The organism is Ignavibacteriota bacterium (genome assembly GCA_016218045.1).
GTDB lineage: Bacteria > Bacteroidota > Ignavibacteria > SZUA-365 > SZUA-365 > JACRFB01.
In genome coordinates, this window is sequence record JACRFB010000016.1 from 61,405 (window position 1) to 74,446 (window position 13,042).

Here is a 13,042-nt window from a genome sequence, read left to right on the forward strand (position 1 = left end):
CACGCAGAATTGTTGAAAAATGGCCCAAACACACGCAGAAAAGCAGATATTTTTATCAAAGGATGTCCGTTATCACGGGTCGGTCTTCGAAAAATCTGCTGCTCCGAATTGGCCGGTCAGGTCCGTGTAAAGTTTCAGAAGACGCACAAATCCATGCTCCCACTGGAAGTCGTTTTGTGCCGCATCAAGGGCATGTGCGGTCATCGCCGCCCGCCGCTGTGGATCTTTCAAGAGGTTCAGCCCTTCCGTGATTGTTTCGGGATACGTCGCGTCGACGACGAGTCCCATGCCGCGGGCCCGTATCACATCCGCCACTCCCGGGTTGTCGCTGGCAAGTACCGGCAGGCCCGCCTGCGCGTATTCATAGAGCTTGTTGGGGGCGCAATACATGTTGTTGCGGCAGTCGTTTCGATAGAATAGAACACCGACATCGGCCGATGAAGTGAATCTGTGTAATGATTCGTAGTGGACGAAGGGATGAAACACCACGCGTCCGCTGAGCCCTCGTTGCGAAATGGCGACCTCGAGCTTGCGGCGCTGTTCATCGCTGCCGCGTCCGGCAAGAACAAGCACTATGCCCTCATCGGTGTGCACCATGGCTTCGATCAGCTCGTGCAGGCAGCGGCTCTCGTCGAAGATCCCTTGATACAGCACAATCATATCAGGCAGTATTCCTTGTGCAGCTAAAAAGTCCGACAGAACAGACGAGGCCTCGGGCGACCTGTATGGCGGGGCATTGGGTATCACAAGTGTCGTGGTCCGCGCCCCGTATTCGTCACGATAGATGCGCGCGCGGTTCTCCTCGGGTGTGATGAGGGCGTCGACCCGCGGGCAGAGAAAACGATCGAGTGTCCGCCAGAAGGCGGGGAACGGCGCGGTGATGCCGTTGCTCTCGCCCCAGAGTTCATGCGCATTGTACACGATGCGCTTCCGCGACAACCGCGCGGCAAGCCACGACGGGATCGCCGCGGGCAGGTCATGCGCCACAACGATGGTACATCGCGTCCGAAGCACAAAGAAGAATACACGCACCATGTATTCCGCAAACCGGGCAAGCTTCCATGCACGCGATTGCCGCGTGCTGAGTCTGCGGAGAAGTATCCGGGCACGCGTGAGGGACAGGTGCGGCAGCGAAAGAGGCGCCGCGTTTGGTTCGTCGTCGTTTGCCACTTCGTACACCGCGGTCTCCACACCCGCAAGGGAGAGCGAGCGGAGCTCGTGATACACAGGCGGAAGTTTCGCGATCGTGTTGAAGAGTATATGGCAGATGTCTGGCGGCATAGGTGTGTGGGGGTGAAGTTCAACTTGGCGTAATTCTCCGTATTTTTCCAATTCGTTCCAGTATCACACTTCGACGCCCGGACAACAGTCAATCACCGGGAACGCGGAGCTCTCATCGAAAGGATGTATATGCGACACTCCAAACTTCTCCTTGTGCCAGTGTTTCTACTCGCCTTTTGTGCGCACAACACCCACGCGGGTCCGGGCGATACGATCGTGGTCAAGACCTTTACTTTCGATCAGCGCGCACCCTACGAGGGAAAATTTCTTTTCCCCAGCACCGCGAAACGTTTCGAAAAAATCCTGATGTACTACAAGCTGAAATGTAATCCCGCCCAAAGCCCTGCCTGTGGTGAGTGGGATTATCTCACCTACACCAACGTCTATCAGCATACGGGACGCCTCGACTCGACCCTCAAATCACAACCGAGCTTCACCGTGAACGGCGCTGCCCGCGACACGCTGCTCGCGACACGCACTCCCGCATGGATCTACGGTGGTCGCTTTGAGAAATCGATCACACATACCTCCACCATATCGCTGAAAGAGGCGAGTGTCGGATCCGGTTCACTGACCATCGATCCGCGACATGGAATCGGAGCACAGGACAGGCGGTATCAATTCCTCTGGCGCGCCGACGAGTTGGTCGCCGCCGGACTTGCGGCGGGACCCGTCACCGGTCTGCGCCTGAATGTCTCATCCGGATCATCCCACTTTCAAAATTTGACACTGCGTCTCCGCGGCACGTCGCAGACGGAGCTTTCGGCGGTCGCCCCTGTTCTGGACGGCTTCACAACCGTGTATCAGCAGGGCACGCGCATGCAGGCCGGGATTGTTCCGCTGCAGTTCCTCGCACCGTACCAGTGGGACGGTACGCAGAACCTGCTGATCGACGTGAGTTATACCTGCGCTGACGACAGTCCCATTTTGCTTTCCGCCGATGCAACCGGATTTACTGCGGGCCTCGACACCGACCCCGCCGATATCGCCGTTGACTTTGCAGCGGTGAGCCACGCCGCGGCACCGGTTGACCGGTTCGAGACGGTTTCCGATGCGATCACCGTGTCGCTGTGGTGCTACGGCGATGCAGCAGCCCTGCCCGCCAACACCAGCATCTTTGAAGCGAATGATGCGCAGGGTAAACGTGTGATCAACGCACATCTGCCATGGGGCAACGGACGAATATATTGGGACGCAGGCGCCGGAACGTATGATCGTATCGAGAACGACGCGCTGCCTGAGAACTACAAGGGGCGCTGGAACCATTGGGCGTTCACCAAAGATGCACGTACAGGCGATATGCGCATCTATCTTAACGGAGAACTGTGGCACAGCGGTACCGGAAAGACCAAACCCATGAACGGCATCCGGGAGTTTCGCATCGGCAGCAATGGCGCGGGCGCGGGATCCTATTACGACGGTTTGATCGACGATGTATGTGTATGGAATTCGGTACTCGATCAGGCCACGATACAGGGACTCATGCGCAGCACTCCCGGACCTTCGCATCCTTTCGCCGCATCTCTTGTCGCGCAGTACACGTTTGATGAAGGTCATGGGGCATTCACGGCCAACAATGCGATGCCCGGGAGCGCGGCACGGCTCGTCGGAGGTGCATTCTGGGCCGACTACCGTGGCGACAGACAGAAGAATTTTATCCCGGTACCCGCACGCCCCGCGGTGGTCTTTGAACAGGGCGTCTATACCTCCAGAATCGATTCCGTGTTTGTGCCGGATTCGTCGGCGGTACACCCGATGATGGTCGTCCGCTTCGGAGACAGCACACGCGCCACAACACCCACCGACACGCTGTTGGTGTGGGCTCCGTTCTGGCGGTATACGTTCGACGCCTCGGGAAAAATTATCGATTCGAGTTATATCGCAGCGGACGACACCTTCATCCGGCAGAACTGGCCGTACTACGGCCCGCCGTTCGAAGTTGTGAACCGCTTCGAAATCGGCAGGTTCATCACTCCCTACGGCATCAACCTCGACCTCGGCGAAGGGTGGACCTGGATCTACGACGTGACCGACTTTGCACCGCTGTTCACCGACTCCGTTCACATCTCTGCGGGAAACTGGCAGGAACTTCTCGAACTGAATTTTGTGATGATTGAAGGAATTCCGCCGAGGGATGTTGTGCGTGTGCAGAACGTGTGGAATGGGGATTGGTCGCTCAAGTCCTTTGCCGAGCGCGTCCCTCCGAAACGAGTCGGTCTCGATCCGCGTGCGGCCTCACACCGCCTGAAGGTAACCACTACCGGACACCAATTCAGCAACGCGACCAACTGTGCAGAATTCTGTCCGAAGGTTCACAGTCTCGACATCAATGGTGCAACGCGCTATTCGTGGCAGATCATTCAGGAGTGCGCCGACAATCCCTTATACCCGCAGGGCGGTACGTGGATATACGACCGCGCCGGATGGTGCCCGGGCATGCCCGCCGCAACACAAAATCTGGAGCTGACCCCGTACGTGTCCGGCGACTCGGCGCTTATCGACTACAACTCCGAGTACGACGAGTTCGGAAACTACGTGGTGGAAACACAGTTGATTTCGTACGGTCCCGCAAATTTCACTCGTGATGCAGCGCTGCTCGATATAATCACACCAAGCACCTACGAAATGCATCGCCGTTTTAATCCCGCCTGTTCGCGCCCGCGCATCCGCATCCGGAACAACGGATCCGAGACGTTGACATCCCTCGATATCGCATACGGTCCGGTCGGAGGCAATACCAACACGTGGCGCTGGACCGGTTCCCTCGATTTTCTGAGTGAAGCGGATGTGTACCTGCCGTCGTTCGAGTGGGGGACTCCTTCTGGTGAGAATCGTTTCCGTGTCGCTCTCTCGAATCCCAACGGGGGGGCTGACGAGTACCAGACGAATAATGTCATGACATCGAGTTTTGTGCCTGTGCCGGTTCACGCAAAACCGATTTATGTGTATTTCAAGACGAATCTTGCAGCGTCGGAAAACTGGTATGAGGTTCTCGATGCCGGGGGAAATCAGGTTCATGTGAAGAGCGGCTTTGCGAACAACACGATCAATCGCGATACGTTGAGACTTCCGAATGGCTGTTATGAGTTCATCCTGCACGACACAGGGAATGACGGCATCTCGTTCTGGGCCAATAACGACGGCTCGGGAAACATCAATTTCCGCATGGTGGGCGGCTCGCTGTGGGCGTCGCTCGGGGCGGACTTCGGCAAGGAAACACGGTACTCCTTCCGGCTCGAGATTCCGACTGGACTGGACGACGTTCCCGTCACCGTCGATGCATTTGACGTGTATCCCAACCCGGCCGCATCCGGCATCACGGTCTCCTTCGAACACCAGGCATCGGCGCATATCACCCTCTCGCTCACTGATCTTCTCGGCCGGCGCGTTCTGACGCATGATGCGGGAAACATGAACACGGGCACGCATGAATTACTGCTTTCAACGCAGGGTGTCGCTCCCGGGACCTACGTCCTCGATGTAGCTCGTAACGGGAAACCTTTCAGGCAGGCAACAGTGCGTGTTCTGCGTTGACGGCTGCATTGAGGTCCTGATCCCTGCGACTTTGCCGCCTCTCGACGCAGCCTGATCCATCCGCCCACAATCTTTGAATTTGCCGCGGCCCGATGAACAAATCGGGCCGCGACTTTTTCCGGGAACAAAATGGACGGACCGCGCATACAAAAGGATGGGGCGGTCGTGGTGAACCGCCCGGATTCAGCACGGGGGGTGCAATGAAAACACAGACTGTAGCGCACGAACAACCGGGGGACGCAGGAGGCAGGCTGCGTGCGGGATTGAATGCTGCGTCGAGGTCCATACACGCGCTGCTCGACTTCGTCTATCCTCCGCGCTGCCTCGTGTGCGAGGTACCGCTCAGGCCAGAGGATGTCCTCTGCGCGCGTTGTATCGCGGATGCGCCGTCGTATCCAATGACTGCCGGCGCGTCGCACGAACACCTCGCATCACTGTCGTACAGTGCCGATGCCCGCGCGATGTTTGTTGCCTTCGAGTTCGAGCCGGGCGGCGGCATCGCGGAGACGATACACGCCATGAAGTATCGCGGCTTGTTTCGCATGGCGCGGTGGCTCGGCCGCGTGATAGGGGAACGGTGCGTCGGCAGCGAACTCGTCGGCGGGGACCCGCTACTGGTTCCCGTGCCACTGCATCCCGTGAAACAGCTCGAACGCGGCTATAATCAGGCGGCGGAGTTATGTTGCGGTATTGCCGATGAAACAGGCCTCACCGTTGTGCCCGACGCGCTGCGGCGAGCCCGGTATACGGCCTCGCAAGCTGCGATGAAGCTCGATCTCGCCCGAAGGAAATCGAACACGCTCAACGCGTTCGAAGTGCATCCCCGGCGCGTTGCATTGATTCGCGAACGGCCCGTGATTGTTGTCGACGACCTTATCACGACAGGGGCCACCATCAGCGAGTGTGCCTTTGTTTTACGCGAACAGGGCTCCCCCGAGGTTCGGCTTCTCGCCGCCGCGCGTCCGCCCAAGGCGGAGTAGGCCGATTTTCGGCAACGCCGCACGCGCGCCGATGCCCGCTCTCTGTCAACCGGTTAACGCCCGGTACTCCACGGGGCATGGCCTGAAGACCACAGCCGCTCGAGTGTATGGAGGTCCTTCTGCGTATCGAGGCAATGCCAGAAGCCGTCGTACTCATGAACACCGAGCAAACCCTCACGCGCCATCGGCTCGAGAACATCGCGTTCGAGCACGGCATCGTCGCCTGTGATCCTGTCGAATATCGACCGGTGGAACATGAAGAATCCGCCGTTGATGCGGATATGGCTGTGCGGCTTCTCTTCGAACCGTGTCACCTTTCCATCGACTGCTTCAACCACGCCGAAACGCGATGGGGAAAGGACCGACAGCATCGTCGCGGGAAGGCCTTGGGCGAGATGTGTGCGTGTTATCGCGGCAATATCGACCGAGGAAAGACCGTCGGCATAGGTCGTCAGGAAATGATCGGTCTCGACAAACGGGCGCGCGCGCAGGACGCGGCCTCCCGTCTGCGTGTCCTCTCCTGTATGAACGAAAGTGATTGTCCAGTCCCGCTCGTCATCGGGCAGCGCAGTGTGATACTGGTGTGGGGCCCCGTCCATCGAGAGCGTGTAATGGCAGCGCCGTGAGCGGTATCGTTCGAACCATTCGGCTATGATGTCGCCCTTGTGTCCAAGCGCGATAACAAAGTGCCTGTACCCGCATCTCGAGTAGAGCTTCATGACATGCCAGATGACCGGCATACCCCCGACGGGAACGAGTGCCTTGGGTACCAGATCCGCATGCGGACGCAGCCGCATTCCCTTGCCGCCCGCAAGAATGATAACAGGATGCTGTGAGCTCATCGAATGTGCGTTATGTGGTGCGCGTGGTCCGTGCGCGTGGGACATTGCTTCCGCGAACCGCGGAAATCCTAATGGTATACAAAAACGGGGATGGTGCCGTCGGCAATGACAGATTCGGCGACACTGCCGAACAGGCGCTCGGCGATGCCACGATAGTACGGTCCACCCAGTATCACGAGAGCGGGATGATATTCACGTGCGGTCGAAAGTATGACCTCTGATGGCGCTCCGCTGAGTACCAGTGTCGATGGAGTGTATCCGTGCGCGCGAAGATACACTTCGGCCCTTTCCAGATCGTACTTGTGTTTTTCGAACTCCTGGCTCACACATAGAAGCGTCACTGTGACGTCGCCCGGCAGATTCGGCGTGACGTGCACGTAGGCCTGCAGCGCCCGCGCGGCGTTTGGACTCCCGTCGTACGCAAAAATGACGTGACTCGGTAGCTCGCCGGATTCGGGAAGCGCCAGGACGGGGCACACGGGGCGGTCGAACAACCGTCGCAGTGTGTCGTCAGGCGGTCCACCCGGCCCGGTCGAAAAAAATGTCCGGATGCCGAGGAGTATCATGTCCGCGGTCTTTCCCTCTTCATTCAGCGCGTCCGCAGCCGATCCGGAGTGGATGACGTCTTCGAACAGAACGTCGGCCCTTGTGCAAAGGTCGCGGAAGTTTTCGATGGATTGTTGCGCACGCACCTTGGCCTCATTGAAGAGACGCGAGACTGTCTCGTGCGATAATTGAATTGAGCCCGGATATGCTCCCACTTCGACCTGTTCGATGGCGGGCTGATCGATGACCGCTACTCCGATAAGAGTGGAGCCATGCCGGGCTGCGCGGCGCAGCCCGGCCTCCAGAGCGCGTGCCGCGAATGGAGAACCGTCGAGTCCGACAACAAGTCGTGTGCTCATAAAACCCCCATAAAAGAGGAGTGAGTCTGAAATTCTGCGATATAGTACCCTGTGCGTTTCCGCGCGCGGGTGCGACCGTCAAACTGTTGCGTGTGTGTGCAACGAAGATAGGAAACGAAAGCGCAAGATGCGACAGCCTTTTTATTCGACGCGCCAGATGCGGACGCTGTACGGTGGAACGTTCAACCGTGCGGGCCTGCCGCCCGTGATGCGTGAATCGACTTTCCCCCCGATGGGCTCTGTCCCGGCCTGGTCGCCGTCGGCGACCAGCAACCACTGTCCGGTTGGGAGCAGGGGCACATCGAAGTTCGCCCGCGTGGCGCCGGTATTGACGAGCACCATGATGCTGTCGCCCACGATGTACCCGAGCTGTTTCGGATCCGCCGGCTCATACCAGCGGATATACCCGCGTGGAACCGCGTTCCCGCGTCGTAGAACGGATCCCGCGGCGCTTCGACGCAGCGCGATCAGGCCCGACCAGTAGTCGTTCATGGCCTGATAATCACACGCCGCGCCGACCGCCCGTGAACGCCCGAGGTTCTCCCATTGAAACATGTTCGCGCGGCGCAGATTGTATGTGTCACGTTTTCCATGAAGATAAATGGGACCGGTTCGCGTGTGTTTGACCAGCGACACGAGTGGTGCGCTGCCTTTGCTGCGCATGAACTCGGAACCGCCGTGCAGAACCACGGGGCCGAGCGAGGTGAGAAGCATCGCGGCCGCGATCCTGTACGCGGCCTCGTCCACACCGAGTTCCCCATTCCAATCTGTTAGAGCAAATCGGTCGGCCAGAGCCCAGTTGTCGTGTATGTCGAGGTAGTTGATCCCTTCATTGGGGGAGTCCTCGTGAAGGAAACTGTTGGCGATCGCCTGTTTGGCGGCCGCGCGGTTCCCGTTCCCACCGGCGTAGCCGCGATCGCGTGTTTTATCCGACGGATTGTCGGGCGGACCGCACAGCGCATTTCGGCAGTCGTCCTGAAAGAAGGTGATGGGCGCGTCCTCCTTGTACCAATCCCAATCAGGATTTGCTTCGAACGCCGGATCGGAGGAAGCGATCCACGGCTCCCCGTAGACGATCTTCTCGCGTCCGATGCGGTTCCGCAGTGCGCGTAGCGTTTGTTCATCGGTTAATCCGGCGAGATCGATTCGGAAGCCGTCCACGCCGTATTCGTCGATGAGCGCAGCGCATTGATCGATGATCCACCGCTGCATCATCGGCCTGTCTTCCGATTTGGTTTCCGTGCCGTAGTCGCCGATGAAGTTCAGATCGTTCCCCGTTCGGTAATGGTAGTGGCGATCCAATACCCGGAAGTTGAAGGCCATCTCGCGGCCGTCCATTCGTTCGGCTGTGTGATTAAACACCATGTCGACAATCACGGCTATTCCACGGTCATGAAATGCCTGCACGAGGTCGCGGAATTGTGTGTTCTGGCTTCCTGGTTCGGTGCCCCGCAGCCGGTACCTGCTCTCGATTGCGAACGCATGTGTCGTGCGATATCCCCAGTCGTAGTTCGAGGCCGCAACATTCTGGGCCACCATGAAGCTGTCGCGTGCAAAGGCCTCCTGCCACTCCGGGTCGGGGTAATGCAGATATTCCTGCATGGGCAGCAGATGGACGGCGTTGATGCCCAGCTTCGCGAGATGGTCGATGCCGATGGGTGCGCCGTGCGAATTTTTTAATCCGCTGTGAACGAAACCCGGCAATGTCCCGCGCTCCTCAATGGGCAGTCCCGTGAGCCCGAGTGTAAAATCCTCTATGTGTACTTCGTAGGCAATCAGGTCCTCCATCCTGGGTATACCACCAGGGAGAGGTTTCGCCGGTCGGGTCTTGGGCCACACACGGGCGCGCCCGAACGAGTCGTCACTGACGCGTGCATACGGATCGGTGATATGGACCGGAAGCTGTTCAAAGAATTCGTTGCCGGGGTCGTCCGGTCCATGCACGGTGTAATCGTACCAGGTGCCTTCGAGGTTCCCCGCGATGGTGGCCTCCCAAACGCCGCGGCTGTCACGCGCGAGCGCAATGGTCGCATAGGGTTGGGAATCGGTGCGTTCCCTGTAGAGATACAGCCGTATCGCGGTTGCCCGTGGTGAGAAAATTCGGAATGTGGTGCTGTCGGCCGCTGAGTTATAGTTGGCACCGAGTTCTTTGTCGGAATAGAGATGCCTGAACCACCCGTCAAAGGAACAGAGGAGCCGCGTGGGTATGTCATCCGCTTCAAGGAAATGGACCCTGCTGCTGTCGATCGGTGTCGCCGGGAACAGACACACGCGAGTTTCGCCCCGGCGCTCCGCTCTGGCGATGGGGATGTGTGCTCCGTGAGCGGTAGTCAGTGTGTAGCGTCCGGGGTCGGTCGGGAGGTTGCCTTTTCCCTCCAGAAGCACAACGGCGATCTCGCGAGGAGAGAGGATCTCCGCCTTCAGTCGTCGCGGCATACGCGCCGCTTCAAAGACGAGATTGCCGGCGTTGGCGTTTGGTGCTGCCGCTGGAACGTCCATCCACCGGCCTTCGTCGACGCGGAACTTGAACTCCTGACCTGGGACGAGCAGTGTTCTGCGACTGCCGGTTACGCGAAGTATCCACAAGCCCGGACTCCCTTCACGCTGCAGAGTCCACGTACTGTCGCTCATGTCGTGATTCCACGAGCGCATGTTTCCTTCCAACAACACCCTCTTCGGAGATCTCCCGCCGAGTTGCTGCGTGTACAATGACTCTTCAAAAAGGAACGTCACCGTGTCGCCGCCGCTCCTGTAGCCCTGCAGCCGCTCCTGCTGGCTGAATGTACCCTGAGAAAATGCCGCGGCGCCTGCTGTCAACAAGGCGATACAAACGAGTGTCGAGCGTGTCATGGGAACCGTTGTATTGTGACAAACAAAAAATATCGGGAAAAAATGGCATCGGAAATATGTAAGAGCCGTCCTTCCCTCTTTACTTTGATCGCTGATTTGTTAAAATTGAATCGTGTGGTGCACCACAAAGCACCTCATGGAATACGGTGTTCCCGGAATGTGCATCGACCTCCCGCGGAACCCGACCAACAAAGCGTACTCCAGCATCTCATACACAACTCTTCACGGAGGATGGTGCCCTATGTCGGTGTATCGGTCCGAAAAGGACTTCCTGCACTCTCTGAAACGCTTTGACGCGCTTTCGTCGCGAAAACTCGCTTGGCACACCGGAATTTCCGAAAAAACACATACCTGTGCTTTCGGACACGAGATCCCGGCCGAGTCTCTCTACTTCAAAAAACTTCTGGATTCGGAAGGCGAACAAAAAATCCGCGTCTGTAAACCCTGCATGGAACAACTCGTGTTTGTCACTGTCGATTGCGACATGCATGCAAAAGAAGTGACGGAGCATCTGTTCCGGAAAAACAATCCCCCAGTTCCAAAAGTTGTCGACATGCTCACACACTGATCGTTTCGCGACAAACACGCTGCAGCCGATTCCAACGCCCCGTCTCCGCACGGGGCGTTTCTCTGTCACACATCGCAACGCACGCCCGTCTCCATGTTTCTGCACCTTTCTCCTTTTGATTGGACGCTTGTCGCCTGCTATCTCGCCGCGCTCGTCGTTCTGGGTATCAAGTCGAAACGAACATCTGCCTCGGCTGCGGATTTTATCGTCACCGGCAGATCCCTCACTCTTCCCGGTTTTGTGGCCGCTCTCGTTTCGACGTGGTACGGTGGCATCCTCGGCGTCGGTGAATACTCCTACATGTACGGACTTTCCAATTGGTTTGTCTTTGGCGTGCCGTATTACGTGTTCGCCGGAATCTTTGCGGTGTTCCTTGCCCGCCGCGTGCACGGCACGCGCGTGTTGACGATTCCCCAGCAACTCCGACATGCCTACGGACCCAAGGCCTCATTCCTCGGATCGGTTCTGGTCTTATGCATCTCCTCGCCCGCACCGTATGCATTGATGCAGGGCGTCCTTCTCCAGGCGGTCACCGGATGGCCGCTGGCACTCTGTGTACTGCTTGGCGCGGGCTTGTCGCTTCTCCTCCTCTCAGCCGGCGGATTTTCCTCCCTCGTACGACTGGACATGCTGCAGTTCATTCTGATGTTCGTCGGATTTGCGGTCCTCCTTGCATTCCTTATCCCAGCACATGGACTCCTGGGCTTTTTTTCGGATCATCTCCCGCCGGTGATGCTTCATCCCTCAGGCGGTCATTCATTGCAATACCTGCTCGTGTGGTTTTTTATTGCGATGTGGACCCTCGTCTCTCCGCAGTTTCACCAATTCACCCTGAGCGCGGCAACACCGCGCGTCGCCCAGAAAGGAATACTCTGGTCGATCGGTTTCTGGTGCGTGTTTGATGCCATGACTACCGCAGCCGGACTGTATGCGCGTGTGCTGCTTCCTGGTCTTGATCAGCCCGCCATGGCGTTTCCGGCCCTGGCGCAACAGGCGCTTCCTTCGGTGGCAAAAGGGATATTTTTCCTCGGGATGCTCGCCACCATTATGTCGACTACGGATGGCCTCACGTTTATCTCGGCAGCGACTGTCGGTAAGGATATTCTCCTGCCGCTGCGGAAACAGAAGGATGATGGCAGTCTCACTGCGATGACGCGCATCGGTCTTCTCGTCACGACAACGATCGCAGTGGCTGGTGCGCTGCTTCTGCCCTCTGTGGTCTCGTTGTGGTATGTGATCGGAACCCTGTTTATCCCGGGGCTCCTCCTGCCCTTGTTGACTTCTTACACAAGGCGCTGGGCGATTTCTCCGGCGGCCACTGTGCTTGCTATGAGCGCAGGTGTAGGCGCCTCCGCGGTCTCGTTTCTCGTCGGCACACTGTGGCCCAATAACGGAGCGGTGGTCTATCCCTTTGGGATCGAGCCGATGTACGCCGGTCTCGCTACGTCCGTACTTGTATACATCCCGAACTGGACGAAGTCCGCCCGACAGGCGTTATGACTTGGCCCAGGCGGTCATGGCATTCGAGAGATCGTCGAGTGCCCGTATGACGGCAGGACGAGAATTGGAGGGGATATTTCCGAGGATCTGTTCGTGAATCGCGACATAGTCCTGATTCAGGCGGCGTGTAACGTTCAGCCCCTCCTTTGTCAATGTCACATCCATCACCCGCCGGTCGCGCCCGTTTATCGTCCGTGTCACAAACTGTTTTTCCGCCAATCCATCGATGATGCGCGTCAGACGGCTGCTCGTTAAATTCATGCGCGAGGCCAGTTCCTTCACCGATAATGTCGTGTCGGTGTTGAACGAGCGGAGGCAGCGGAATTCTGAAAGGGACAGTTGCAGCTTTTCTGCGATGAACTCCTGCTTCTCAGTGCAGTTCTCAAGAAGTTTGTAGGTCAAATCCGCCATGCGTTCGGCGAGTCCGGCTTCTGATGACTTCGGCATTTGTTTCCTGTTTCTAATTGTTGTTACAGGCAACATAGTGTATGTGGAAGTAAAATGCAAACGGCACGTTTGAATCCACACAACAGAGGGGAGACGCAGTCAGGCGTGTCTGCCGCTATTCGATCGAGTTGAAAA

Annotated in this window: 8 protein-coding genes; 3 read left to right on the forward strand and 5 right to left on the reverse strand. The window is 57.9% G+C overall.

Annotation, left to right across the window (positions count from 1 at the left end):
- Window positions 1-72: 72 nt before the first annotated feature.
- Window positions 73-1,281, reverse strand: coding sequence for a glycosyltransferase (locus tag HY962_05775; protein MBI5646421.1), 1,209 nt, complete (start codon window positions 1,279-1,281; stop codon window positions 73-75).
- A 129-nt stretch (window positions 1,282-1,410) separates the two neighbouring features.
- Between HY962_05775 and HY962_05780 the strand changes: the two genes are divergently transcribed.
- Both HY962_05780 and HY962_05785 read left to right on the forward strand, forming a co-directional pair.
- Window positions 1,411-4,815, forward strand: coding sequence for a T9SS type A sorting domain-containing protein (locus HY962_05780; protein ID MBI5646422.1), 3,405 nt, complete (start codon window positions 1,411-1,413; stop codon window positions 4,813-4,815).
- Between the two features lie 200 nt (window positions 4,816-5,015).
- Window positions 5,016-5,795, forward strand: a complete 780-nt coding sequence (locus HY962_05785) for a ComF family protein (protein MBI5646423.1) — start codon at window positions 5,016-5,018, stop codon at window positions 5,793-5,795.
- A 53-nt stretch (window positions 5,796-5,848) separates the two neighbouring features.
- Here the strand turns inward: HY962_05785 and HY962_05790 are convergent, their stop codons facing one another.
- From HY962_05790 to HY962_05800, 3 genes are all read right to left on the reverse strand, one after another.
- The gene (locus HY962_05790) at window positions 5,849-6,637 is read right to left on the reverse strand and encodes an NTP transferase domain-containing protein (GenBank protein MBI5646424.1); all 789 of its coding nucleotides are present in this window, start codon (window positions 6,635-6,637) and stop codon (window positions 5,849-5,851) included.
- 68 nt (window positions 6,638-6,705) lie between these two features.
- The gene (locus HY962_05795; GenBank protein ID MBI5646425.1) at window positions 6,706-7,542 is read right to left on the reverse strand and encodes a universal stress protein; all 837 of its coding nucleotides are present in this window, start codon (window positions 7,540-7,542) and stop codon (window positions 6,706-6,708) included.
- A gap of 141 nt (window positions 7,543-7,683) precedes the next feature.
- On the reverse strand, window positions 7,684-10,392 hold the full coding sequence (locus HY962_05800; GenBank protein MBI5646426.1) for a pullulanase: 2,709 nt from the start codon (window positions 10,390-10,392) through the stop codon (window positions 7,684-7,686).
- 661 nt (window positions 10,393-11,053) lie between these two features.
- Here HY962_05800 and HY962_05805 point away from each other — a divergent pair.
- Complete coding sequence (locus HY962_05805) at window positions 11,054-12,460, forward strand: sodium:solute symporter family protein (GenBank protein ID MBI5646427.1); 1,407 nt, start codon at window positions 11,054-11,056, stop codon at window positions 12,458-12,460.
- Here the strand turns inward: HY962_05805 and HY962_05810 are convergent.
- Window positions 12,455-12,907, reverse strand: coding sequence for a MarR family transcriptional regulator (locus tag HY962_05810; GenBank protein ID MBI5646428.1), 453 nt, complete (start codon window positions 12,905-12,907; stop codon window positions 12,455-12,457). The two genes, HY962_05805 and HY962_05810, sit on opposite strands and share 6 nt — an antisense overlap.
- Window positions 12,908-13,042 lie beyond the last annotated feature (135 nt).